The 24,848-nt window shown below is 70.7% G+C and carries 23 protein-coding genes and 1 tRNA gene; 9 read left to right on the top strand and 15 right to left on the bottom strand.

Going from position 1 to position 24,848, the window contains the following annotated elements; translation table 11 throughout:
- Positions 1-11: 11 nt before the first annotated feature.
- Entirely contained in the window at positions 12-605 is a 594-nt protein-coding gene (locus ACFVST_RS06805; RefSeq protein ID WP_390147573.1) for a TetR/AcrR family transcriptional regulator, read from the bottom strand.
- A 237-nt stretch (positions 606-842) separates the two neighbouring features.
- Here ACFVST_RS06805 and paaN point away from each other — a divergent pair, with 237 nt between their 5' ends.
- Entirely contained in the window at positions 843-2,534 is a 1,692-nt protein-coding gene (paaN, locus tag ACFVST_RS06800; RefSeq protein WP_390147571.1) for a phenylacetic acid degradation protein PaaN, read from the top strand.
- Positions 2,535-2,581: 47 nt separating this feature from the next.
- Here paaN and ACFVST_RS06795 read toward each other — a convergent pair whose 3' ends face one another.
- The 6 genes from ACFVST_RS06795 to ACFVST_RS06770 all read right to left on the bottom strand — a co-directional run bounded on the left by ACFVST_RS06795 (position 2,582) and on the right by ACFVST_RS06770 (position 7,555).
- Positions 2,582-3,403: a TrmH family RNA methyltransferase gene (locus ACFVST_RS06795; protein ID WP_390147569.1), complete on the bottom strand. Its 822-nt coding sequence runs from the start codon at positions 3,401-3,403 to the stop codon at positions 2,582-2,584.
- 45 nt (positions 3,404-3,448) lie between these two features.
- Complete coding sequence (locus ACFVST_RS06790) at positions 3,449-4,768, bottom strand: HTTM domain-containing protein (protein WP_390147567.1); 1,320 nt, start codon at positions 4,766-4,768, stop codon at positions 3,449-3,451.
- A complete protein-coding gene (locus tag ACFVST_RS06785; protein WP_390147565.1) occupies positions 4,765-5,589 on the bottom strand; it encodes a DUF5819 family protein in 825 nt (274 codons plus the stop codon). Before ACFVST_RS06785 ends, ACFVST_RS06790 begins: the two co-directional genes overlap by 4 nt.
- Before the next feature lie 432 nt (positions 5,590-6,021).
- Positions 6,022-6,351 (bottom strand): rhodanese-like domain-containing protein, encoded by a 330-nt coding sequence (locus ACFVST_RS06780; protein ID WP_390147717.1) that lies wholly within the window; start codon positions 6,349-6,351, stop codon positions 6,022-6,024.
- 39 nt (positions 6,352-6,390) lie between these two features.
- On the bottom strand, positions 6,391-7,248 hold the full coding sequence (locus tag ACFVST_RS06775; protein ID WP_390147563.1) for a J domain-containing protein: 858 nt from the start codon (positions 7,246-7,248) through the stop codon (positions 6,391-6,393).
- A gap of 223 nt (positions 7,249-7,471) precedes the next feature.
- Positions 7,472-7,555 (bottom strand) — tRNA-Leu (locus ACFVST_RS06770).
- Between the two features lie 603 nt (positions 7,556-8,158).
- Between ACFVST_RS06770 and ACFVST_RS06765 the strand changes: the two genes are divergently transcribed.
- From ACFVST_RS06765 to pknB, 6 genes are all read left to right on the top strand, one after another.
- Positions 8,159-8,995, top strand: coding sequence for an FhaA domain-containing protein (locus ACFVST_RS06765; protein ID WP_390147561.1), 837 nt, complete (start codon positions 8,159-8,161; stop codon positions 8,993-8,995).
- Positions 8,996-9,005: 10 nt separating this feature from the next.
- Positions 9,006-9,515, top strand: coding sequence for an FHA domain-containing protein (locus ACFVST_RS06760; RefSeq protein ID WP_390147559.1), 510 nt, complete (start codon positions 9,006-9,008; stop codon positions 9,513-9,515).
- 139 nt (positions 9,516-9,654) lie between these two features.
- A complete protein-coding gene (locus ACFVST_RS06755; RefSeq protein WP_390147715.1) occupies positions 9,655-11,166 on the top strand; it encodes a Stp1/IreP family PP2C-type Ser/Thr phosphatase in 1,512 nt (503 codons plus the stop codon).
- 33 nt (positions 11,167-11,199) lie between these two features.
- The gene (locus tag ACFVST_RS06750; protein WP_390147557.1) at positions 11,200-12,645 is read left to right on the top strand and encodes an FtsW/RodA/SpoVE family cell cycle protein; all 1,446 of its coding nucleotides are present in this window, start codon (positions 11,200-11,202) and stop codon (positions 12,643-12,645) included.
- The gene (locus ACFVST_RS06745) at positions 12,642-14,108 is read left to right on the top strand and encodes a peptidoglycan D,D-transpeptidase FtsI family protein (RefSeq protein ID WP_390147555.1); all 1,467 of its coding nucleotides are present in this window, start codon (positions 12,642-12,644) and stop codon (positions 14,106-14,108) included. The genes ACFVST_RS06750 and ACFVST_RS06745 overlap by 4 nt, the downstream gene beginning before the upstream one ends.
- 173 nt (positions 14,109-14,281) lie before the next feature.
- Positions 14,282-16,300 (top strand): Stk1 family PASTA domain-containing Ser/Thr kinase, encoded by a 2,019-nt coding sequence (pknB, locus tag ACFVST_RS06740; protein WP_390147553.1) that lies wholly within the window; start codon positions 14,282-14,284, stop codon positions 16,298-16,300.
- A 71-nt stretch (positions 16,301-16,371) separates the two neighbouring features.
- Here pknB and ACFVST_RS06735 read toward each other — a convergent pair whose 3' ends face one another.
- The 5 genes from ACFVST_RS06735 to ACFVST_RS06715 all read right to left on the bottom strand — a co-directional run bounded on the left by ACFVST_RS06735 (position 16,372) and on the right by ACFVST_RS06715 (position 20,200).
- Entirely contained in the window at positions 16,372-17,139 is a 768-nt protein-coding gene (locus tag ACFVST_RS06735) for a class E sortase (RefSeq protein WP_390147551.1), read from the bottom strand.
- 59 nt (positions 17,140-17,198) lie between these two features.
- Complete coding sequence (locus ACFVST_RS06730) at positions 17,199-18,476, bottom strand: class E sortase (RefSeq protein ID WP_390147550.1); 1,278 nt, start codon at positions 18,474-18,476, stop codon at positions 17,199-17,201.
- Positions 18,473-19,129, bottom strand: coding sequence for an aminodeoxychorismate/anthranilate synthase component II (locus ACFVST_RS06725; protein WP_390147549.1), 657 nt, complete (start codon positions 19,127-19,129; stop codon positions 18,473-18,475). The genes ACFVST_RS06730 and ACFVST_RS06725 overlap by 4 nt, the downstream gene beginning before the upstream one ends.
- The gene (locus ACFVST_RS06720) at positions 19,129-19,314 is read right to left on the bottom strand and encodes a hypothetical protein (RefSeq protein WP_390147547.1); all 186 of its coding nucleotides are present in this window, start codon (positions 19,312-19,314) and stop codon (positions 19,129-19,131) included. The genes ACFVST_RS06725 and ACFVST_RS06720 overlap by 1 nt, the downstream gene beginning before the upstream one ends.
- 106 nt (positions 19,315-19,420) lie before the next feature.
- The gene (locus tag ACFVST_RS06715; protein ID WP_390147713.1) at positions 19,421-20,200 is read right to left on the bottom strand and encodes a DUF881 domain-containing protein; all 780 of its coding nucleotides are present in this window, start codon (positions 20,198-20,200) and stop codon (positions 19,421-19,423) included.
- A gap of 173 nt (positions 20,201-20,373) precedes the next feature.
- Between ACFVST_RS06715 and crgA the strand changes: the two genes are divergently transcribed.
- Positions 20,374-20,625, top strand: a complete 252-nt coding sequence (crgA, locus tag ACFVST_RS06710) for a cell division protein CrgA (RefSeq protein WP_390147545.1) — start codon at positions 20,374-20,376, stop codon at positions 20,623-20,625.
- Between the two features lie 256 nt (positions 20,626-20,881).
- On the opposite strand, the gene ACFVST_RS06705 is transcribed toward crgA, so the two are convergent.
- Complete coding sequence (locus ACFVST_RS06705; RefSeq protein WP_390147543.1) at positions 20,882-21,781, bottom strand: rhomboid family intramembrane serine protease; 900 nt, start codon at positions 21,779-21,781, stop codon at positions 20,882-20,884.
- A gap of 153 nt (positions 21,782-21,934) precedes the next feature.
- Positions 21,935-22,468, bottom strand: a complete 534-nt coding sequence (locus ACFVST_RS06700; protein ID WP_390147541.1) for a peptidylprolyl isomerase — start codon at positions 22,466-22,468, stop codon at positions 21,935-21,937.
- A gap of 250 nt (positions 22,469-22,718) precedes the next feature.
- Between ACFVST_RS06700 and ACFVST_RS06695 the strand changes: the two genes are divergently transcribed.
- Positions 22,719-23,417 (top strand): DUF5324 family protein, encoded by a 699-nt coding sequence (locus ACFVST_RS06695; RefSeq protein WP_390147540.1) that lies wholly within the window; start codon positions 22,719-22,721, stop codon positions 23,415-23,417.
- Between the two features lie 97 nt (positions 23,418-23,514).
- Here ACFVST_RS06695 and ACFVST_RS06690 read toward each other — a convergent pair whose 3' ends face one another.
- Positions 23,515-24,771 carry an MFS transporter gene (locus tag ACFVST_RS06690; protein WP_390147538.1) on the bottom strand — a complete coding sequence of 419 codons (1,257 nt, stop codon included), beginning with the start codon at positions 24,769-24,771 and terminating at the stop codon, positions 23,515-23,517.
- Positions 24,772-24,848: the final 77 nt, after the last annotated feature.

The raw sequence follows: 24,848 nt of genomic DNA, 5'->3' as shown, positions 1-24,848 counted from the left end.
GCGCCGCCGGATCAGGCGGCGTGCTCCCGGCGGAGGCCGCCGAAGACCAGCCCGACCACCGCGTCCGCGATCTCGTCCTGGCCGGAGCCATGGCCCGGCCGGTACCACTCCACGATCGAGTTGATCAGGCCGAAGACCAGCCGGGTCGCCAGCCGCCCCTCGATGTCCTCGCGCACCTCGCCGTCGGCCGCCGCCTCCGCCAGCAGCGCGGCGACCCGGTGGTCGAAGTCCCGCCGCCGCTCCAGCGCCCACCGCTCGGTCCCCGTATTGCCCCGCACCCTCAACAGCAGCGTGACGTAAGGGAGTTCATCGGTCAGGACGTGCACCATACGGCGGGTGACGTACTCCAGGCGCTGCTCGGCGGGCCCCGTACGGGCGCCCTCCTCGTCGAGGATGCCGAAGAGGCCGTCCAGCGCCCGGCTGACCGCTCGCCGCAGCAGCTCCTCCTTGCCCGAGACATGGTGGTAGATCGAGGACTTGGAGATGCCCGCGGCGCGGGACAGGTGCTCCATGGACGTGCCGTCGTAGCCGCGCTCGTTGAAGACGGTGACGGCGACGGCGAGGAGGGAGTCGGGGGTGTAGGTGTCGCGCCGTGCGGTGGTCATGCGTTCCCCTTGGGGACGAGGGTGCCGAGAGCGCGCGCCGGGTGGAGTCCTGTCATGGCCGCGATCCTCCCTCACCCGGTTTTCCACAGGCCCGGCGGACCCCGGCTCCGAGTTGTCCACAGGTCTCGATGGACCCTCTTGTCCCGACCGATCGTTCGGTTACTCTAACTCTGTCATTCCGTTCCTGCCCAGACCGCCGGCCCGGCCCGAGCCGGCCCGAGGAGGAGTTGGTCCCCCATGGCCGCCGCCCCCGCAGCAACCACCCTCACCGAGAAGCACCGGCCCGTCCTCGACCAGGCCCTGGAGACGATCCGCACCCGGGCCTACTGGTCCCCCCACCCCGAGCACCCCAAGGCCTACGGGGAGAACGGCAGCCTCAGCCCCGCCGAGGGCAAGGCCGCCTTCGACGCACTGCTCGGCACCCGGATCGACCTGGACCAGCCGGGGACCGACGGCTGGGTCGAGGGCGAGCGCAGCCCCTACGGCCTGGACCTCGGCGTGAGCTACCCGCACGCCGATCCGGACGTACTGCTGCCGGCGATGCGGGCCGGGATGGCCGACTGGCGCCGGGCCGGGGCGGAGGTACGGGCCGCGGTCTGCCTGGAGATCCTCGCCCGGATCAGCGCCCGCACCCAGGAGTTCGCGCACACGGTGATGCACACCAGCGGGCAGGCGTTCATGATGGCGTTCCAGGCCGGCGGCCCGCACGCCCAGGACCGCGGCCTGGAGGCGGTGGCCTACGCCTATGCCGAGCAGACCCGCACCCCGCTCACCGCGGAGTGGACCAAGCCGCAGGGCAGGCGGGATCCGCTGGAGCTGCGCAAGGAGTTCACCCCGGTCCCCCGCGGCGTCTCCCTCCTCATCGGCTGCAACACCTTCCCCACCTGGAACGGCTACCCGGGGCTCTTCGCCTCCCTCGCCACCGGCAATCCGGTCCTGGTCAAGCCGCATCCGCGCGCGGTGCTGCCGCTGGCGCTGACGGTACAGGTGGCCCGTGAGGTCCTCGGTGAAGCCGGCTTCGACGCGAATCTGGTGGCCCTCGCCGCCGAGCACCCCGGCGAGGGCATCGCCAAGCAGCTCGCGGTCCGCCCCGAGATCCGCATCGTGGACTACACCGGCTCCACCGCCTTCGGCGACTGGCTGGAGACCCACGCCCGCCAGGCCCAGGTCTACACGGAGAAGGCCGGCGTCAACACCGTCCTGATCGACTCCACCGACGACTACCGCGGAATGCTCGCCAATCTGGCCTTCTCCCTCTCCCTCTACAGCGGCCAGATGTGCACCACCCCGCAGAACCTCCTCATCCCCCGCGACGGCATCACCACCGACGCCGGCCCCAAGTCCTACGACGAGGTGGTGTCCGATCTCGCCGCCGCGGTGGACTCGCTCCTCGGCGACGACGCCAAAGCCGGTGCCCTGCTCGGCGCCCTGGTCAACGACGATGTGAAGGCACGGCTCGAAGCGGCGGCCGAGCTCGGCGAAGTCGCCCTGGCCTCAAGGGAGATCAGCAACGAGGAGTTCCCCGCCGCGGTGGTGCGCTCCCCGCTGATCGTGAAGCTGGACGCGGCCAAGCCGGAGGCCGAGGCGGCGCTGCTGCACGAGTGCTTCGGCCCGGTCTCCTTCGCCGTCGCGGTCGATTCCTCCGCGGCCGCGGTGGAGTTGCTGCGGCGTACCGTCCGCGAGCAGGGCGCGATGACCGTCGGTGCGTACACCACCTCGCCGGAGGTCTCCGAGCAGATCGAGGAGGCCTGCCTGGAGGAGTGCGCCCAGCTCTCGCTGAACCTCACCGGTGGCGTCTACGTCAACCAGACCGCCGCCTTCTCCGACTTCCATGGCTCCGGCGGCAATCCGGCGGCCAACGCGGCCCTGTGCGATGGGGCCTTCGTCGCCAACCGTTTCCGGGTGGTGGAAATCCGCCGGGAGCCGTGACGGTGAGCGGTCTCCGGTAGCGGACGGGGGCCGGGCGGTGGCGGTGCTCAGGCGGTGGGGGTGGGGCGGCCCGCGGCGGTGGACCAGTGGAAGAGGGCCATGGCGACACTGGTGGCCAGGTTGTAACTGGAGACCTGGGGGCGCATCGGCAGTGAGATCAGCCGGTCGGCGCGGGCTCTGACGGCAGGGGAGAGCCCGCTGCGCTCCGAACCGAAGGCGAGCACCGCGTCATCGGGGATACGCAGCCCCCGGATGTCCTCCCCGTCCGCGTCCAACGCCAGCAGCGGCCCCTCCGGCAGCCCCGCTCCCACCACACCCCCGTCCGCGTACTCCTCTTCATGCTGGTCCAGGCGTTCCACCGCGGTGGCGAAGTGGAGCCCGGCGCCGCCGCGGACCACGGTGGGGTGCCAGGGGTCCAGTGGTCCGGTGGTGATCACTCCGGTCACTCCGAATCCGGCCGCCAGCCGGATCACGGCGCCCGCGTTGCCCAGATTGCGGGGCTGGTCGAGGAGGACGATGGGCGCGGTGCGCGGGGTGTGGGCCAGTTCCGCGAGATGGGTGGCGCGGTCCGGGCGGGCGGCGAGGGCGGCCACCGAGGTGGGATGCGGTCGCGGCACCAGTGTCCGTAGTGCCTCCGGAGTCACCTCCACCAGCAGTGCGGCGAGGGATTCGCTTGTATCGGGGGCGAGTTGGCCGGCGAGGGCCAGGACGGACGGCAGGTCGCTGGTCACCCCGGCGAGCAGGCGGGCGTCAAAGCGCAGGGCGTGCTTGATCGCATGGAAGCCGTCGAGCAGCACCGCCCCGTCCGCCGCCCGACGCCAGCGCCGCACCACCTCATCCCCCGGCGCGGCCGTCTCCCTCACGTTCATGCCTTGAGCGTACGTGCGCACCGGGACGGCCGACGCCCAGGCCCGTCACCCCAGGTCCCGGCCCGGATCGGACTCGGCGTCCCGAGTGGTGGCCGCGGTGGAGGCGACGGCGCTTCCGTCCTCCGCAGCCAGGGCTTCCCCACCGTCCTCCCGCTCCCGCGGACCAGGCACGGTCACCCTGGCTGCCGGCCCAACCGCCTCCGCCACGGCCTCCGTTCTCGCGCTCGCCCGGCCTGGGCGAAGGCGTTGGGTGAGCAGGGAGACGCGGCGACCGAGCCAGCGTAGGAACGGGGTGGGGAGGAAGACCGAGTCCGCCGCGATCATCGCCAGGGAGAAGAGCGGCAGGCCCAGGATGACCGCGATCCCCGCGTGCTCGCAGATCATCGCCACCAGCAGCACGTTCTTGACTCGCCGGTTGAAGAGCGTGAACGGGAAGGCGACCTGCACGATGACCGTCCCGTAGGTCACCAGCATCACCATCAGCCCGTGTGAGGCCAGGGCATCGGAGAGGGCGGGCCAGGGGGTGAAGGAGTCGAGGTGCAGCGGGTAGTAGACCGCGGTGCCGTCCTGCCAGCGGCTGCCCTGGATCTTGTACCAGCCGGCCGTGGCGTAGATCAGGCAGGCCTCCGCCATGATCACGAACAGTGCCGCGTTGTGTGCGAGGTGGGCAAACCCGTCCAGCAGCGCCCGCTGTTCACCGCCGGGGGCATACCGGTTGGCCGCCCACCACAGGCCCTGGGCAATCCACAGTCCCCAGAGGATCAGGAGCCACCCGCCGCCGAGCCGGCCCATACCGCCCGCCACCGCGAGAGCCGTACCGAGCACCACCCACAGCACCGGCCCGACCACATCCGGGCGGATCGGCGCCCCGGACTCCGCCGCCTCACGGTCCCGGCGCGCCCGCCGGGCGTCCAGCGACCAGACCTGACCGCAGCGGACGAGCACCAGGTAGATCGACATCAGATGGATCACGTTGTCTCCGCCGTCACCGACGAAGATGCTGCGGTTCTGGATCGACAGCACGCCGATCATGAAGAGCACCGACATGGTCCTGGTGCGCCAGCCGAGCAGCAGCAGCGCGCTGGACAGGATCGCCAGCCCGTAGACCAGCTCGAACCAGAGGCGGCCGTCGGACCAGAGCAGTGCGGTGAACGCGTCGTTGCCGTCCACCAGTTGCCGTGCCATGTCCCAGCTCCACGGCCCGTCGGGCCCGTACAGCTCGGCGCGGTGGGGGAGTTCACGCAGCAGGAAGAGGAGCCAGGTGCCGGCGAAGCCGATGCGGATGACGGCCGTCTGGTAGGGGCCGAGTGAGCTGCCGGTGACCCGGGCCACCGGGCGCGAGAGGGCGCATTCGAAGTGCTTCACCGGGCGCTCGCCTCCGTACGACGGGTCCCCGCCGGATCTGAGTGCGGGGCGCCGGCCGCCTCGGACGAGCGGTCCACGCCGATCACCGACCACCAGGGCAAGGTCCGGTAGACCGGCTTCAGGCTGGTGCGTTCAGTGCTCCAGGGCGGCGGCGTCACATTGGTGGTACGGGACCGGAGTTGGAGGCGCTGCACGGCGTCCACCCCGTCCCGGTCCAGCCGGAGTGAGGCGATCCGCCGCAGATACTGCTGGGAGAGATCGCCGCGCAGACCGCCGGGCCGGTCCCGCTCGTCATGCGAGTTGAGATAGAACTCCCAGGCCCGGCGCAGCTCGTTCTGCCGGATATGGCTGGGCAGCGGATGGTGCCGGATGGCGGCGCCGTCCTCCGCGGACAGGTCTGTCCAGCCGGTGGTACGAGTGCCGCCGGCCGGGGTGCGCACCTCGGCCCGGACCTGGACGGCGATGTTCTGCTGGAGCGGGTTGGGCGCGAACAGCTTCCAGTTCTGCTCGAACTCCGGGTACACCCAGTCGTCCACCGCCTGACCGTGCTGCTTGGTCATCGTGTTCGACGGGGCGACATGCAGGAAGACCATCGCCAGGTGGGTGCAGGCGACCACGCCGATCACGGCGAGCGCCAGCGCCCCCACCACCTGGTACCGGAACGAGAGCGCGGCCAGCCCCGCACCCGCCTCACGCGGGCGCGGGAGGTGGTCGGCGGCGGGAGTCTGCGGAGTACTGCGGTCGGGCGGGGCCTCGGCGGGAGGGGCGCCCGGCCCGTCCTCCCCGGCACGGCCCTCCGTGCCCCTGTCGTGCGCGTCCAATTGAGCCCCGTTCCCCGAAATCCGATCCCGGTCAACCGCCGTGGTCACCCCCGCGGCCCCGCCGCCCGGTGCGCGCCGCGGCGCCCACCGTCGCGTTCGCAGTCGAACGCTACTCAGGGCGGCACGCCCGGCACAGCGGCCCCGGGCCTTTCCACAGCTTCGACACGTTAAGGGCGACAGGTGTCACGGCGAAATCCCGCCAACCGAACCCAACCGAATCGGTACCGGCCCGACCGGAGCCCGGACCACCGAAGCCCCCATGACCTGCACCTCGACCACCGCCCCCGGCACTGGCTCACCGCGACCACCGAGCCCACCACCGAGAACCACCGGCTGAAACCCATCGCAGACCGGCCACCGACCGGCGTCCGACAGCCGCGCGACGCCCTGCCAGGACCACCACAGGACCAGCGCACCGACCCGGGCACCGCCTCAGATGATCGCGCCGGGACCGCCCTGCGCGTTGACGACGGGGCGGCCGGCCGCCTCCCACACCTGCATCCCGCCGTCCACATTCACCGCGTCCACCCCCTGCTGCACCAGGTAGGTGGCGACCTGGGCGGAACGGCCTCCGGAGCGGCAGATCACATACACCCGGCCGTCCTCCGGCGCCGCCTCGGTGAACTCGCCGTAGCGGGCCATGAATTCGCTGATCGGCAGGTGCAGCGCGCGCTCGGCGTGCCCCGCCCGCCACTCGTCGTGCTCGCGGACGTCCAGCAGGAAGTCACCGTCCGAGAGATCGCCGACCGACACCGTGGGCACACCAGATCCGAAATGCATACGGACGACGCTACCCGACCGTCAGCCGCCCGACGGGGCGAGCAGCCTGGCCAGTTCCGACTCACGCTCGGCGACCTCGGCCAGCAGTTGTTCGGCGATCTCGTCCAGCAGCCGGTCCGGGTCGTCCGGGGCCATCCGCAGCATCGCGCCGATCGCGCTCTCCTCCAGCTCCCGGGCGACCACGGAGAGGGTTTCCTTGCGCTGCGCCAGCCACTCCAGCCGGGCGTACAGCTCCTCGCTGCGGCTGGGCGGCTGCGCGGCGGGCGACGGACCGGCCGACCACTCCTCGGACAGCTCCCGCAGCAGCGGCTCGTCGCCACGGCTGTACGCCGCGTTGACCCGGGTGATGAACTCCTCACGGCGGGCCCGCTCGGCGTCGTCCTGCGCCAGGTCCGGGTGGGCCCGGCGGGCGAGTTCGCGGTAGAGCTTGCGGGCCTCTTCGCTGGGCCGGACCCGCTGCGGGGGGCGTACCGGCTGCTCGGTGAGCATGGCGGAGGCCTCGGGGGAGAGGCCGTCTGAGTCCATCCACCCGTTGAAGAGTTCCTCCACGCCGGGCATCGGCATCACCCGCGCCCGCGCCTCCTGAGCCGCGGCCAGATCCTCCGGGGTGCCGGTGCGGGCCGCCTTGGCCTCGGCGATATCGGCGTCCAGTTCATCGAGCCGGGTGTACATCGGGCCGAGCTTCTGATGGTGCAGCCGGGAGAAGTTCTCCACCTCCACCCGGAAGGTCTCCAGGGCGATCTCGTACTCGATGAGTGCCTGCTCGGCGCCGCGCACCGCGCGTTCCAGGCGCTCCTCGGGACGGGCGCCGCCCGGTGCGGTCGCGGCGCCTTCCGACGGCTCCTCGGGCTGGGTGGACTCGGTCTCCGGGCTCGTCACCCGTCCAGCCTAGGGGACGCTCCCCCGCCCCCGCCGAATCCCCCCGGCCGGCAACGGAGTTGACCGCCGCGGGCCGACATCGCCGACGACCGGTACGCCCTGAGACCTTCCTCACACACCGTCTTCAGTCGGCACAGTCCGACCGGGCCGGAGGGCGGGTGCCGGAGAAACCGGAAAAAGAAGAATGGGCGGCATCGCCACCGCGATGCCGCCCATTCCGCTGTGCGCGAGGGGGGAGTTGAACCCCCACGCCCTTGCGGGCACTGGAACCTGAATCCAGCGCGTCTGCCTATTCCGCCACCCGCGCAAGGTGTGTCTCGGGTCGCCTTCCCCTCGGGGCCGGCGCCTTCCGACATCCAGAAGATTAGCACGCCGCCAGGGGTGGATTCACATCCTTATGGCCAAGGGCCCCACCTGCGGTAACGGCCGCCCCGGGGCCCCGGCGGGACGCTCCGGCGTCCTCTTCTTCCCTCCCCTCTCTCCCGCCTTCTCTCCCTCCTCTCCCACTGCGTTTCCGCACCGCTCACGCGCCCCGTCCGCCCCGGTGGACCTCCTGCGCACCACCTGCGTACTGGTCTCGTCCCAACCCGGCTCCAGCCGGGCCGCGGGGAGCGGAAGTGGTCGGGAGACCGTCCACAGGTGCGGGACACTGGTTCAGGAGCCCCCGTACGATCCCTTCCGTAGAGGATCCGTGGATCGTCCCCGCCCGCCTCCCACCCGGAGGCCGGGCCGGTGCCCGGCAGCGCCGCCGGGTCCGCGTCCGGGCCGGCATTCCCGCCGCCCGCCGGGGGCATGTCCTGTGAGGGTCGACACCCGTCGGCCGGGCAGACAGGGGGAACCAGCCGATTTACCGGCGCGTGGATACGATCAGTAAGCAGTACCAGGACGGCAACGAAGGAGGAGGTGCCTCATGGGAGTCCTGAAGAAGTTCGAGCAACGCCTCGAAGGCCTGGTCAACGGCACCTTCGCCAAGGTCTTCAAGTCCGAGGTCCAGCCCGTCGAGATCGCCGGTGCCCTGCAGCGGGAGTGCGACAACAACGCCACGATCTGGAACCGCGAGCGGACCGTCGTCCCCAACGACTTCATCGTGGAGCTGAGCGCCCCCGACTTCGAGCGCCTGAGCCCCTACTCGGGCCAGCTCGGCGACGAACTCTCCGGCATGGTGCGCGACTACGCGAAGCAGCAGCGCTACACCTTCATGGGCCCGATCAAGGTGCACCTGGAGAAGGCCGAGGACCTGGACACCGGTCTCTACCGGGTACGCAGCCGCACCCTGGCGGGCAGCGCCTCGCAGGCCCACGGCCAGCCCCAGGCACAGGCCGGCCCGGCCCCGGCCGCCGGCCGCGGCGGATATCCGCCGCAGGCCCCCGCCGGTGCCCCGCCCATGCCCAGCTCGCCCCCGCCCGGCCGCCCCGCACAGGCGCCCGCGGGCCGTCCGCAGGCCGCGGGGCCGATGCCCGGCGCCCAGACGCGACGCTGGATCGAGATCAACGGCACCCGCCACCAGATCGCCCGCCCGACGATGGTGCTCGGCCGCAGCACCGACGCCGACGTGCGGATCGACGACCCCGGCGTCTCCCGCCGGCACTGCGAGATCCGGACCGGAACGCCCTCGACGATTTCGGACCTCGGCTCCACCAACGGCATCGTGGTGGACGGACAGCACACCACCCGCGCTACGCTCCGCGACGGCTCGCGGATCGTCGTGGGCAGCACCACCATCATTTACCGGCAAGCCGAAGGGTGAAGCGGGGGCAATGTCAGAGCTGACCCTGACGGTCATGCGGCTGGGTTTCCTGGCCGTTCTGTGGCTGTTCGTGATCGTGGCCGTCCAGGTCATCCGCAGCGACCTGTTCGGAACGCGCGTCACGCAGCGCGGGGCGCGGCGGGAGGCCACACGCCCGCAGCAGTCCGCCCGTCGACAGGACTCGCCTCCGCAGCAGAGACAGGGCGGCGGCCGTCAACGCCGGGGCGCCCCCAGCAAGTTGGTGGTGTCCGAGGGCATCCTCACCGGCACCACGGTGGCCCTCCAGGGTCAGACGATCACGCTGGGGCGGGCGCACGATTCGACGATTGTGCTGGACGACGACTACGCGTCCAGCAGACATGCCAGGATCTACCCCGATCGTGACGGCCAGTGGATCGTCGAGGATCTCGGGTCCACCAACGGCACGTATCTCGACCGGACCCGGTTGACGACACCGACGCCGGTGCCGCTGGGCGCGCCGATCCGTATCGGCAAGACCGTCATCGAGCTGCGGAAGTAGTCACGACCATGAGCGAGCGCGAGCGGAGCGAGCGAGCCGGCGCGGTCCGTATCCCGGACGCCGGAGCGCTCACGACCGGAGGGTGGGCAGGGTGGCTCGACAGGACCGGGTGTACCCGGAGCCGACGGGCGAGGTGCGCATGAGTCTGTCACTGCGCTTCGCCGCCGGCTCCCACAAGGGCATGATCCGCGAGGGCAACGAGGACTCCGGTTACGCCGGCCCCCGGTTGCTGGCGATCGCCGACGGAATGGGCGGGCAGGCCGCGGGCGAGGTGGCCTCCTCCGAGGTGATCTCCAACCTGGTCACCCTGGACGACGACGTCCCCGGCTCGGACATCCTCACCTCGCTGGGCAACGCCGTGCAGCGGGCCAACGACCAGTTGCGCATGATGGTCGAGGAGGATCCGCAGCTCGAAGGCATGGGCACCACGCTGACCGCGCTGCTGTGGACCGGGCAGCGGCTCGGCATGGTGCACGTCGGCGACTCCCGCGCCTATCTGCTGCGGGACGGCGTCCTCACCCAGATCACCCAGGACCACACCTGGGTGCAGCGCCTGGTCGACGAGGGCCGGATCACGGAGGAGGAGGCCACCACCCATCCGCAGCGCTCCCTGCTGATGCGCGCGCTGGGCAGCGGTGACCATGTGGAGCCCGATCTGTCGATCCGCGAGGTGCGGGCCGGCGACCGCTATCTGATCTGCTCCGACGGGCTGTCCGGGGTCGTCTCCCACCAGACGATGGAGGAGACCCTCGCCAGCTACCAGGGCCCGCAGGAGACCGTGCAGGATCTGATCCAGCTCGCGCTGCGCGGCGGTGGACCGGACAACGTCACGGTGATCGTGGCCGACGTACTGGACATCGACAGCGGTGACACCATCGCCGAGCAGTTGTCGGACACCCCGGTGGTGGTCGGCGCGGTCGCCGAGAACCAGCACCAACTGCACGACAACGGCGCCATGCAGACCCCCGCGGGCCGTGCGGCCGGCCTCGGCCGGCAGGTCCCCGGGCAGGGCGGCGGCGAGTTCGGCCCGCCCGGCAGCGGCGCCGACCCGGGATACGCCCCGCAGGACTCCTTCGGCGACTACGACGACGTCGACTTCGTGAAGTCCCGCTCCCGCCGCCCCTGGCTGAAGCGTTCCGTCTACGCGGTCCTGGCGCTCGCGGTGATCGGCGGCGGCCTCTACGGCGGCTACCGCTGGACCCAGACCCAGTACTACGTCGGCACCAAGGACGAGCACATCGCGCTGTACCAGGGCATCAGCCAGGATCTGGCGTGGGTGAGCCTGTCGAAGGTGCGGACGGACCACCCCGAGATCGAACTCAAGTACCTGCCGCCGTTCCAGCAGAAGCGGGTCAAGGCCACCATCGCCGAGGACGATCTCAGCGGGGCGCGCAAGAAGGTCGAGGAGCTCCAACTCCAGGCCTCCGCCTGCCGCAAGGACGCCGAGCGGCGGGCCGCGGAGAGCGACGCCAAGGGAAAGCAGGACTCCGGCCAGGGGAAGGGCGACACGGACGACGCCGCCAAGCCGCTCGCCGACGAGCAGACCGCCGCCTCCGCCACCACCGGCCCCGGGACCAAGGGCTCACCGAAGCCGAAGCCCGGGCCCACCCTCTCCGAGGAAGAGCAGAAGGTGGTCTCGCTGTGCCGGTAAGCAGTAAGCAGCCGTGAGGGGCCACGCCACACCATGAGCAGTTCGCAATCGACCTCGCACACCTCGACCATCGGTTCCATCGGCACGCCGAGCCGCCGCAACACCGAGCTGGCGCTGCTGGTCTTCGCGGTCGTCATCCCGGTCTTCGCCTACGCCAACGTGGGCCTGGCCATCGACGACGAGATCCCGCCCGGCCTCCTCGGCTACGGCCTGGGGCTCGGCCTGCTGGCGAGCGTCGGCCATCTCGTGGTGCGCAGATTCGCGCCGTACGCGGACCCGCTGATGCTGCCGCTGGCGACGCTGCTCAACGGGCTCGGTCTGGTGGTCATCTGGCGGCTGGACCAGTCGGACCGGTTGCAGCGGCTGGCGAAGTTCCAGTTCGGGAAGTTCAGCGAGGCGGCGCCCAAGCAGTTGCTGTACTCGGCGATCGGTATCGCGCTCTTCGTGGCGGTGCTGATGCTGATGAAGGACCACCGCGTCCTCCAGCGCTACACCTACATCTCGATGATGGGCGCGCTGATACTGCTGCTGCTGCCGCTGGTGCCGGGCCTCGGGCAGAACATCAACGGCGCGAAGATCTGGATCCACCTGGGCCCGCTCTCCATCCAGCCCGGTGAGTTCGCGAAGATCGTGATCTCGATCTTCTTCGCCGGCTATCTGATGGTGAAACGGGACGCGCTGGCGCTGGCGAGCCGCCGCTTCATGGGGATCTATCTGCCGCGCGGGCGCGACCTGGGCCCGATCGTGGTGGTCTGGGCGATGTCCATCCTGATCCTGGTCTTCGAGACGGACCTCGGTACCTCGCTGCTGTTCTTCGGCATGTTCGTGGTGATGCTGTACGTGGCGACCGAGCGCACCAGTTGGATCGTCTTCGGTCTGCTGATGTCGGCGGTCAGCGCGGTCGGTGTGGCCTCCTTCGAGCCGCACGTCCAGCAGCGGGTGCAGGCCTGGCTGGATCCGATGCACGAGTACATGCTCAGCAAGCAGGGCCAGTGGGGCCACTCCGAGCAGTCCATGGAGGCGCTCTGGGCGTTCGGCTCCGGCGGGGTCCTCGGTACCGGACTCGGCCAGGGGAACTCCGACCTGATCGGCTTCGCCGCCAACTCCGACTTCATCCTGGCCACGTACGGCGAGGAGCTGGGTCTGGCCGGGGTGATGGCGATCCTGCTGATCTACGGGCTGCTGGTGGAACGCGGGGTGCGGACGGCGCTGGCCGCGCGCGACCCGTTCGGGAAGCTGCTCGCGGTGGGCCTGTCCGGCGCGTTCGCGCTTCAGGTCTTCGTGGTCGCGGGCGGTGTGATGGGCCTCATTCCGCTGACCGGTATGACGCTGCCGTTCATCGCATACGGTGGTTCGTCCGTCATTGCGAACTGGGCGCTGATCGGCATTCTGATCCGGATCAGCGACACCGCTCGCAGACCGGCCCCCGCACCGGCCCCCAACCCCGACGCCGAAATGACCCAGGTGGTCCGACCGTGAACAAGCCACTGCGCCGCATCGCGATCTTCTGCGGGCTGCTGGTGCTCGCCCTGCTGATCCGGGACAACTGGCTCCAGTACGCCCAGGCGAACACTTTGCAGTCGGACAAGAACAACCGCCGGGTCTCCATCGAGCGGTACGCGCAGCCGCGGGGCGACATCATCGTCAACGGCAAGTCGGTCACCGGGTACGCGGAGACCTCGGGCAGCGACTTCAAGTACAAGCGGACGTACAAGGACGGCCCGATGTGGGCGCCGGTGACCGGGTACGCCTCGCAGGCCTACGGGGCCACGCAGTTGGAGTCGATCGAGGACGGCATCCTCACCGGCAACGACGACCGGCTCTTCTTCCGCCGCACCCTGGACATGCTCACCGGCAAGAAGCAGGCCGGCGGCAATGTCGTGACCACGCTCAACTCCGCCGCGCAGAAGGCCGCGTTCGACGGTCTCGGCGACAAGAAGGGCGCGGTCGCCGCGATCGATCCGCAGACCGGCGCGATCCTGGCGCTGGCCTCCACCCCCTCGTACGACCCCTCGTCCTTCGCCGGCAACGGCACCAAGGACGAGAAGGCGTGGAACAGTCTGCAGAAGAAGAACAACGAGTCCGACCCGACGCTCAACCGGGCGCTGCGCCAGACCTATCCGCCCGGTTCCACCTTCAAGGTGGTGACGGCGGCGGCGGCGCTGGAGCACGGCAAGTACAGCCAGCCGGACGAGAAGACGGACTCGCCGCTGCCGTGGACGATGCCGGGCACCACGACGCCGCTGCCGAACGAGGGCCACATCCCCTGCAAGAACGCCACCATGCGGGAGGCCCTGCGGTGGTCCTGCAACACGGTGTTCGGCAAGATCGGTTCGGATCTCGGCAACGAGAAGATGCTGGAGACCGCGGAGAAGTTCGGCTTCAACAAGGAGCAGTTCGTCCCGGTCCGCGCCAATGCGTCCCGTTTTGACGACGACATGAACAAGTCGCAGACCGCGCTCTCCTCCATCGGCCAGTTCGACACGGCGGCGACCCCACTGCAGATGGCCATGGTGGCCTCCGCGGTGGCCAACGACGGCAAGCTGATGCAGCCGTACATGGTGCAGCAGTTGCAGGGACCCAACGTGGACACCATCGAGAAGACCGACCCGAAGGAGCTCAGCCGGCCGCTGTCCGCGGAGAACGCGCAGAAGCTCCAGTCGATGATGGAGACCGTGGTCCAGACCGGCACCGGGCAGACCGCGAAGATCCCCGGCGTCACCGTCGGCGGCAAGACCGGTACCGCCCAGCACGGCATCAACAACGAGGGCAATCCGTATGCCTGGTTCCTCTCCTACGCCAAGACCGGCTCGGGTTCGCCGGTCGCCGTCGCGGTGGTCGTCGAGGACAGCAAGGCGAACCGCGGTGACATCTCCGGTGGCGGTCTCGCCGCACCGATCGCCAAGGACGTGATGCAGGCGGTCCTCCACGGCAAGCAGTGACCCCGATCACCCCGTTAACGCTTCGGCGCACGCGGTTGTACCGGTCCTGTATCGGGTCATCGACTCGGCCCGAGCGGGCACGGCGGGCCGGGTACGGTGAGGCCCGGGCAGCACACCGCCGGACCACGCAACACGGTGTGGTCCGGACCGACGGAGAGGGCTGGTAGGTAGCTATGGAAGAGCCGCGTCGCCTCGGCGGCCGGTACGAACTGGGCCAGGTGCTCGGGCGCGGTGGCATGGCGGAGGTCTACCTCGCGCACGACACCCGCCTCGGCCGCACCGTGGCGGTGAAGACGCTGCGTGCGGACCTCGCGCGCGACCCGTCGTTCCAGGCCCGGTTCCGCCGCGAGGCCCAGTCGGCCGCCTCCCTCAACCACCCCGCGATCGTCGCGGTGTACGACACGGGCGAGGACTACGTCGACCAGGTCTCCATCCCGTACATCGTGATGGAGTACGTGGACGGCTCGACCCTGCGTGAGCTGCTGCACTCCGGGCGGAAGCTGCTGCCCGAGCGGTCCATGGAGATGACCATCGGCATCCTCCAGGCCCTCGAATACTCGCACCGCGCCGGCATCGTGCACCGCGACATCAAGCCGGCCAACGTGATGCTGACCCGCACCGGCCAGGTCAAGGTCATGGACTTCGGTATCGCCCGCGCCATGGGCGACGCCGGTATGACCATGACGCAGACGGCCGCGGTCATCGGCACCGCCCAGTACCTCTCCCCCGAGCAGGCCAAGGGCGAGACCGTGGACGCCCGGTCCGACCTCTACTCGACCGGCTGCCTGCTCTACGAACTCCTCACCGTGCGGCCGCCGTTCGTCGGTGACTCACCGGTGGCCGTCGCCTACCAGCATGTGCGGGAGGAGGCGCAGCCACCGAGCGTCTTCGATCCCGAGATCACGCCCGAGATGGACGCCATCGTCCTCAAGGCACTGGTCAAGGACCCGGACTACCGCTACCAGTCGGCCGACGAGATGCGTGCCGACATCGAGGCCCTGCTGGACGGGCAGCCGGTGGCCGCGGCCGCCGCGATGGGCGCCGCGGGCTACGGCTACGGCGACGACCAGCCGACCACCGCGATGCGGTCGCAGGACGGCGGGCAGACCTCGATGCTGCCGCCGACCAATCCGGACGACGGCGGCTTCGGCTACGACGACCGGCCGGACCGCAGAAAGCAGAAGAAGAGCAACTCCTCGACGGTGCTGCTGATGGCCGCCGGTCTGCTGGTCCTGGTGGGCGCCATACTCATCGGCAAGTGGATCTTCAGCGGAGACGGCAACTCCCAGGAAACCTTCAAGGCCCCCGACTTCGTCGGCACCACCGTCACCGAGGCGGACCGGATGGCGGACAACCGCGGTCTGGTACTGAAGAAGCACCGCAAGCCCTGCGAGAACCAGCCCAAGAACCGCATCTGCGACCAGGATCCGGCCGCCGGCACCGAGGTGCACAAGGACCAGACGATCAACGTCACGGTCTCCACCGGCGCCCCCAAGATCGCGGTACCGGATGTGACGGGTCTGTCCTTCGAGAAGGCCAAGTCGCAGTTGGAGGGCAAGGGCTTCACCGATGTCCGCAAGGAGTCGCAGGAGTCCGAGCAGAAGCCCGGCACGGTGATCACCCAGTCCCCGGAGGGGGACAAGGAGGTCGAGAAGGGCACCACGATCACGCTGACCGTGGCCCAGGAGAAGAAGCAGGTCCAGGTCCCCGATGTGACCGGGCAGGACTTCGAGGCCGCCAAGACGCAGATCGAGGCCAACGGGCTCCAGGTGACCCGCCAGGACGTGGAGAACGCCGACGTCGAGGAGGGCAAGGTCATCGCGACCACCCCGGCGGCCAACTCCCAGGTGGATCCCGGCTCCACGGTGACCGTGCAGGTCGCCAAGAAGCCGGCCGCGCCGGAGAAGGTCGCGGTGCCGGACGTGGGCCGGCAGCGGCTCGCCGACGCCAGGACGGCGATCGAGGCCGCGGGGCTGACGGTGGGCGACATCCGGGGCCCGCAGGACGACGACGCCATGGTGATGACGACCGAGCCGGGCGCCAACACCCAGGTCGACAAGGGCTCCGCCGTCATCATCGCCACCATGCCCAAGATCAACCCGCAGGGCGGCCAGCAGGACGGCGGCGGCCAGCAGAACACCCCCCAGGACGGCGGCGGCTTCTTCGGCGGCACCGCGGGACTGGAGCCCTGAGCCGCCTGCGGTGACGAGGTGAACGGGACCCGGTGACCATCAGGTCACCGGGTCTTCGCCGCTCCGGCCGCTCAGCGCAGTTCCGGTGGCGGGGTGCGTTCATGGTCCACCTTGTCGACCCGCTCCAACTCGCCCCAGACGACGTACCGGTAGTCGGAGGTGTAGACGGGGGTGCAGGTGGTGAGGGTGATGTACCGGCCGGGGTGCTTCCTGCCGGACGCCTTCGGCACCTGGTCGATGACGTTCACGTCGTACTTGGACGTCTGCGGCAGGATCTTGTAGGCCCGGTAGACGTACCACTTGTCGCGGGTCTCCAGGACGATCGGGTCGCCGTCGCGCACCTTGTCGATGCGGTGGAACTTCGCGCCGTGGCCGTCGCGGTGGGCGGCGAGGGTGACGTTGCCGGTCCTGTCGCCGGGGAGGGCGGACCTGGTGGGCTTGGTGTAGTAGCCGGCCACGCCGTCGTTGAGGACCTTGGCGGAGGTGCCCTTCTTCACCAGGACCTCGCCGTTCTTCATCGCGGGCACATGGAGGAAGCCGATGCCGTTCCGGGTGTCCAGGGCGCCGGGTGCGCCGCTGCCCGGGTGCTTCCAGGTGTCGCGCACCCGGTCGCCCTGCCGGCCGGCCGCCCGGTCCGCGACGACGTTGGTCCACCACAGTGAGTAGACGACGAAGAGGGCGAGCAACAGGCCGCAGGTGATGAGGAGTTCACCGAAGACCATGACCGCGGTGGCGATCCGGCCGCGGCCCCGGGAACGGTCCGGATCCGGTCCGGGGGCGCCGTCGACGGGCTCCTCCTCGTGACCGGCCTGCTCGTCGGGGTCCCTGGTGGCTACCACTGCTGCGTCTGCCTTGTCTGCCGTGTACGGGGTGTCCGGGGTAGGGGCCGGTGGCGGGCTCAGCCGACCAGCGCGGGCGGCTTGCCCTCGCTGCGCGGTCTGGCCTCGGCCATGCTGCCCCACACGATCATCCGGTAGGTGCTGGTGAACTCGGGGGTGCAGGTGGTCAGTGTGATGTACCGGCCCGGCCCGGTGAAACCCGAACCCGGCGGGACGGGCCGCAGCACACCGACGTTGCTCGGCGGGGTCTGCGGCAGGATGCTCGCCATCTTGTAGACGAAGTAGGTGTCCTGCGTCTCGACGATGATCGGGTCGCCGGGCTTGAGGCGGTTGATGTACCGGAACGGTTCGCCGTGGGTGTTGCGGTGTCCGGCGACGGCGAAGTTGCCCGTCCTGTCGCCGGGCATCGCGGTCTTGATGGTCTTGGCGTCGTAGTGGCCGACCATGCCGCGGTCCAGTACCCGGTTCTTGTCGATGCCCTCCGCGATCGGCACCACCACGTCGAGCTTGGGGATGTGCAGGATGGCGAAGCCCTGGCCGGGGGCGAAGGCGCCGGGCTTGCCCTTGCCCTTGGCCCAGTCGTCCTGGAGGTGGTGGGCGGCGCCGTCGGCCTGCTGGTGGGCGCGGATGTTGCTCCACCACAACTGGTAGGTGACGAAGAGCAGCATCAGCACGCCGACGGTGATGAAGAACTCGCCCACCGCGCGGCTGACGAGGACACCTGCGGTCGGTTTCGCCGCCCGCGCCGCCCGCCGCGCCTCCACCCGGCTGACCGGCTTGGCCGCCGCGTCCGCCTCGGCACCGGCCACCTCACGGACGCCACGGCGCCCACCGGCCCGGCGCCGGCCACCCCCGCGCCTGGCGGCCTTACGCCGCGCGGCCCGACCCCCCGTGGCACCGCCCACCGCCCCGGCCGCCGCCTCTGCCTCCGGCTCCGCCAACTCCGTTGATTCCGGGGCGACATACGCATCCGCCTCATACGGATCTGTTCCGTACGCATCCGCCTCGGCCGTCAACTCCGCGGTGCCATAAGCCTGGTAGGTCTCGCGGACGGGGGCGGGGTACGGGTCCTGGGCGGGGGCTGGGGCGTTGTGCGGGTCGGGCGCGGGCTCCGGGGACTCGGGCCGGCCGGGGTGGGCCCAGGCGGGCGCGGGGGGCTCCGGGCGGCCGTGCCGGGGGGCGCGCCGCGGTGAACCGGCCCCGGGGAGCGGGTCGTTGAGCGGATCGGCGAGACCCTCCACCGCCGCCTCGAACGCACCGGTGTCCTCGTAGCCGCGCATCTCGCGCCCGGCATACCAGGGCCGGCCCCCCTCGCGCTCGGGGCGGAGCGCGGTCACGCCGTGGCCCTGCCCACCACGGGGGCCAGGCCCGCCGAACGCTCCACCGCCCCCGGGTCACCGCAGACGGCGAGCCAGTTGGCCAGCATCCGGTGCCCGTGCTCGGTCAGTACCGACTCGGGGTGGAACTGCACGCCCTCGACTGGGAGTTGGCGGTGCCGCAGCCCCATCACGATGCCGTCGGAGGTATGGGCGGTGACCTCCAACTCCGCGGGTACGGTGGCCGGTTCGGCGGCGAGCGAGTGGTAGCGGGTGGCGGTGAAGGGCGAGGGGAGGCCGGCGAAGACGCCCTGGCCGGTGTGGACCACAGGCGAGGTCTTGCCGTGCAGCAGCTCCGGCGCGCGGCTCACCACCCCACCGTAGGCGACCGCCATCGACTGCATCCCGAGGCAGACGCCGAAGACGGGGACGCCGGTGGCGGCGCAGTGCCGCACCATCTCCACGCAGATCCCGGCCCGTTCGGGCGTCCCGGGCCCGGGGGAGAGCAGCACACCGTCGAACCCTCCCCCACTGGCGTGCGCGGTGCTCACCTCGTCGTTGCGCAGCACCTCGCACTCGGCGCCCAACTGGTACAGGTACTGAACGAGGTTGAAGACGAAGCTGTCGTAGTTGTCGACGACGAGGATGCGGGCGCCGGGGCCGGTGGCGGTCATCACAGCACCACCGTCCGTACGGAGGCGCCGTTCTCGACGGTGGCGTCGTTGAACGGAAGCAGCGGCTCCGCCCAGGGGAAGACGTACTGGAAGAGCAGGTAGACCACGGCCAGGGCGAGGACGAGGGAGAGGAGCGCTCTGACCCATGTGTTGCCCGGCAGATGCCGCCAGATCCAGCCGTACATGCCGTCCCTACTCACTGCTCGCCTGTGGTGCATTCCCGACCAGGGTAGCGAGGCGCCGGGCGGGCCGGGCCGTTGTCTCGGCAGGGACCACTCTTCCCGGGCACGGTCAGGAGACGGGCCGGGCGTAGTGCAGGTCGACGGTGCCGGTGTAGCCGGGGAGGGTGAGGTCGCCGCGGTCCTTGACCTCCCAGCCGAGGCCGTAGCCGTTGACGTAGAGCATGTAGTTCTGGATCTGCGGGGAGGCGGCGAGGGTCTGCTTCAGCTTCTCCGGGTCGCCGACGGCGGTCACCGTGTACGGCGGGGAGTAGACGCGGCCCTGGAGGATCAGGGTGTTGCCGACGCACCGGACGGCGCTGGTGGAGATCAGCCGCTGGCCCATGACCTGGATGCCGCTGGCGCCGCCCTGCCACAGCGCGTTGACCACGGCTTGCAGATCCTGCTGGTGGATGACCAGGTCGTTGGGCTGCGGTTCGGGGTAGCCGGGGAGCTTGGGGCCGGCGTCCGGCGGGGCGTCGTCGAGGGTGACGGAGACGGCCGGGCCGCGGAGTTCGCGGGTGGCGGCCTGGTCGGCGAGTGCTTCGCGGCGGGCGCTCTCGGTGCGGGAGGTGGAGTCGTGGCCGCGGGTGAGCCGGTCCACGTCGCCGCGGAGCGCGCTGTTGGTGTTCTCCAGGGTGCCGTTCTTCTGGCTGCGTTCGCGGACCAGGTCGGAGAGCTTCAACAGGGATGAATCGGTACGGATGTTGGTGCCCTTGGCGGTGTTGAAGCTGGTGAAGAACATCAGCCCGGCGAGAGCGAAGACGGCCGCGGTGAGCAGACGCACAGGACGGTGACGGCTGGTGCGCACGGGACTGGTGTTCTGCCCGTGGGAGTCGGCAGAATTGCTCAGCGTACCCAAAGTACCCTTACTCCTTACGGCGCCTGGGACGCACTACGCTAACCGACGCCTTGGGGAGTGCCCGGTCTCCCCCCGCAGTCACGTATGTACGCTGCACTGGGGCCGCCGGCCGGAAGCCCAGTCCACCTGCGCGGCCACGCAGCGCATCGACAGGAGAGACCCTCGTGCCGAAGTCACGTATCCGCAAGAAGGCCGATTACTCGCCGCCGCCGACCAAGGCAACGGTGGTCAAGCTGACCAACCGGAGCTGGGTGGCGCCGGTGATGCTGGCCATGTTCGCAATCGGTCTGGCGTGGATCGTGGTCTTCTACGTGACCGACGGCAAGCTCCCGATCGACGCGCTCGGCAACTGGAACATCGTGGTCGGATTCGGCTTCATCGCGGCCGGATTCGGTGTCTCCACGCAGTGGAAATAGCGTTCACCGGCTTGCGCTGAACGTCCGCCGGTGTCCTCCGGCGTCCTCTGGCCAAAGTTATCCACAGGCCTGTCCACACTTGGGGATAGGCTGAAGATCTGTGGATAACTTCCCGGCTATTGACGCCGGTGTGACAGACATACCGCAGTCCGTTCACCTGTTCGCCCCTGGTCACTGACGGAAAACCCCAGGTCAGTGATGAGGGGCGGAGGTGTGTGCACACCATGCACAGGTATGGGCACCCGCTGTGGACAACTCAGGTGAGCTGTGCCGTCCGCACCAGCACCAGGGCCATGGTGATCAGCAGTACCGCCGCGCAGGCTCCCCACTGGACCAGCGCCCGCCGCTCCCGCGGGGCGTGCACCAGGGCGTAGGCGATGATCACGCCCGCCACCAGACCGCCGACGTGTGCCTCCCAGGCGATGCCGGGCACGGTGAAGGTGAAGACCAGGTTGATCGCCAGCAGCGCGACGACCGGCCGCATGTCGTAGCGCATCCGCCGCATCAGCACCGCTGTCGCGCCGAAGACGCCGAAGATCGCTCCGGAGGCGCCGAGGGACGGCGTGGCCGGTGAGGCCACCAGATAGGTGAGGGCGCTGCCGGCTAGGCCGGAGATGAGGTAGAGCGCCAGATAGCGGACCCGGCCGAGGGCCGCTTCCAGCGGGCCGCCGAGCCACCAGAGCCCCAGCATGTTCATGCCGATGTGCAGAAACTGCTGATGCAGGAACATCGCGGTGAAGAGCCGGTACCACTGCCCGTCGCCGACGCCGACGACGCCGTGCTCGACCTGGTCGTAGGCCAGGCCGATCAGCCACAGGGTGTGGGTGAAGACGTTCCCGGCGGCCAGGGTGGCGAGGAAGACGGCCGCGTTGATCCCGATGAGGATCTTCGTCACCAGCCGGGGATCGGCGGTGATCGCGCCGCCCGCCAGGGTCCGCGGTCTGCTCGCCGAGGGCGCGCGCCCGGAGCCGGAACCGCCGCGTACGCACTCCGGGCACTGGAAGCCGACGGAGGCGCTGACCATGCACTCGGGGCAGACCGGGCGCTCGCAGCGGGTGCAGCGGATACCGGTCTCCCGGTCCGGGTGGCGGTAGCAGACCGGCAGGCCGTGCGATGCGTCCTGCGGCCCCTTCGGCCCGTCCGGCACCTGGTCCATGGCTTGCCTCCGTCTCGTACCGGCCGCCGCTGCGGTCGGGGATTCTGCCGGGATGCGGTGTGCGCGGGAGCGGTCCGTACACACACCCGCCCCGCCCTTCCTTACGGACGGGCGGGGCGCAATGGTTCCCGGGCGGCGGCCCGGGGCGCGGGCTCAGGCCGCGCGGGTCTCCACCACGACGGACTCGATGACCACGTCGTTGACCGGGCGGTCGGTGCGCGGGTTGGTCTGGGTGGCGCCGATGGTGTCGACGACCTTCTTGCTGGCCTCGTCGGCGACCTCACCGAAGATGGTGTGCTTGCGCGTCAGCCAGGCCGTCGGCGCCACGGTGACGAAGAACTGCGAACCGTTGGTGCCCGGGCCCGCGTTGGCCATCGCCAGCAGGTACGGCCGGTCGAAGGCGAGGTCCGGGTGGAACTCGTCCTCGAACTCGTAGCCGGGGCCGCCGGTGCCGTTGCCCAGGGGGTCGCCGCCCTGGATCATGAAACCGCTGATCACCCGGTGGAAGACCGTGCCGTCGTACAGCCGGTCCGTGGACTTCTTGCCGGTCGCCGGGTGGACCCACTCACGCTCGCCCTGGGCGAGCTCCACGAAGTTCTTGACCGTCTTCGGCGCGTGGTTCGGCAGCAGCCGGATCACGATGTCGCCGTGGTTGGTCTTCAGGGTGGCGTAAAGCTGCTCAGCCACGATCTGCCTTCCGTTGTCCTCTGTGACACCGGAATCCTCGCACGGACGCCGCCCCGGATGGCCAGGCGAACCCCGTCCACACCGCATGTCCCCGCCCCCGACGGGTACCGAAAAGGGGCGAAATCGCATCGAGTCCACCGGGTGCGCTGACCCGGATGCACCCCCACGCATGGCGCCCGCCCCAAGGGCAGGCATGATCTTTGAGGGGGTGGAAAGGTGATTGACGGTACGCCACCGAAGGAGGATTCCCGTGACCCGCATTGAACGCGTGCGCGCCGCGACCGGTTCGGCGAAGGACAGCGTGCTGCACGCCGCGGAAGTGGTGGCGCCCTACGCCGACACCGCCAAGGACCGGGCGATGCAGTACCTGGACGAGGCCCGGGTGCGTCTGGCACCCAGAGTGGCCTTCGCCGCGGAACAGGCCCGCGCCCGCTACGACAGCCATCTCGCGCCGCGCATCGAGCTGGCGCGCACCCATGTACCGCCCGCGCTGGACGAGGCCGCGGACCGGGCCCGCGCCGCCGCGAAGCAGGCCGCCGCCACCTCGCGGCCCAGGATCGAGCAGGCCATCGCCGCCGCGCAGCCCGTCAAGGAGGAGCTGCTGGCGCGGCGGGCGGCCGCGGTGGCCGCGGCCCGCAGCGGGCTCAGCGCCCGCGACATCGAGAAGCTGGTCCGCCGCCGGGACCGCCGTGCCCGCGTCGGCCGCGTCGTGAAGGGCATGGCCCTGGTGGGTGCGGTGGCCGGTGGCGCGTTCGCCGCCTGGAAGTGGTGGGACCGGCAGGCCAACCCGGACTGGCTGGTGGAGCCCCCGGCCGCCACCGAGGTCCCGGACAGCCCGAGCCGGCTGACCGCCGTCGACGGCAGCGCCAAAGCGCGCCGCGGCCTCGACCCCGAGGTGCAGGCCAAGCAGGACGAGGCGGAGACCGCAGACCGCGACGACCGCGAGTAGCCCGCCCCGCCCCCGGACACGACGGTGCCCCGACCGCTTTCCCCCGTGCGGCCGGGGCACCGTCGTGTCCGGGGGCGTCGGGTCTGGTGGGCGTGCGTCAGGCCGGGTCCGGGCGGCGGTTGGCGGTGAGGACGGCGGCGGGGATGACGGCGAGCGCGAGGACGCCTCCGGCGACTCCGAGGACCGGGTACCCGGCGGCGGAGACCACGAGGCCGGAGGCGAGACCGCCGGTGGCGCCGGCGCAGGCGATGGCGACGTCGACCACGCCCTGCGTCCTGGCGCGGGTGGCCAGCGGCACCGCGTCGGTGATCATCGCGGTACCGGAGACCAGGCCGAAGTTCCAGCCGAGGCCGAGCAGCGCCAGTGCCAGGGCCAGCAGGGCGACCGAGTCCTCCGGGGCGAACGCGGCCAGCACACCGGAGGCGAGCAGGGTGACCCCGGAGGCCGCGGCGATCATGCGGCGGCCGTAGCGGTCGACCAGCCAGCCGGTCAGCGGCGAGGGCAGGTACATGGCGCCCACATGGATGGCGATGACCAGGCCGGAGGCGGCGGTTCCGTGGCCGTGGTCGTGCATATGGACCGGGGTCATCGTCATGATCGCGGCCATCACGAGCTGGGTCAGCACCATCGTCACCGCGCCGAGCATCAACTCGGGGCGGTGCACCGGTGCCGCGCTCTCCTGGGCGGTACCGGTCTGCTGCCCGTCGGCGAGTTCGCGGGCGAGCAGCAGCGGGTCGGGGTGCAGCCAGACCGCGAGGACCAGGGCGGCGAGCCCGTAGGCGGCACCGGCGAGGAGGAAGGGGCCGGCCAGCCCGGGGAGGCCGAGCCGCTCGGCGAACGCCCCGGTGGGTGCGGCCAGATTGGGCCCCGCGACCCCGCCGAGGGTGGTGGCGACCAGCACCGTGGAGACGGCGCGGGCCCGGTGCGCGGGGGCGGCGAGGTCGCCGCCCGCGTACCGGGCCTGGAGGTTGGTGGCGGTGCCGGCGCCGTAGACGAAGAGGGCGGTGAAGAGGAGGACTGGGCTGTCGGCGACGGCGGCGGCGATGACGCCCGCGCTGCCGACGGCGCCGGTCAGATAGCCCGCGGCCAGGCCCGGTCTGCGGCCGCGGGCCTGGGATATCCGGCCCACCCCGACGGCGGCGAGGGCCGAGCCCGCGGTGAACAGCGCGCTGGGCAGCCCGGCGAGGTCGGTGGAGCCGAGCATGTCCTGGGCGAGCAGCGCGCCGACGGTGATGCCCGCCGCGAGCCCGGCGCCGCTGAGGACCTGGCTGACGACCAGGACGGTCAGTACGCGGCGCTGGTCCTCGGGGCGGCGCGATATACCGGCGGAGGCGGCGGAATCGGTGGCGGTCACAGGCGGCTCTTTCGCAGACGGCTGGAGGGGACTCTACGGACACGGCGCGGGGCCTGTCTGCACTGCCGGCCGTCCCG

It is taken from the genome of Streptomyces sp. NPDC058045, from assembly GCF_042885635.1.
GTDB lineage: Bacteria > Actinomycetota > Actinomycetes > Streptomycetales > Streptomycetaceae > Streptomyces.
The sequence above is the reverse complement of the archived record's forward strand: the minus strand, read 5'-3'. Positions and strand labels throughout refer to the sequence as shown.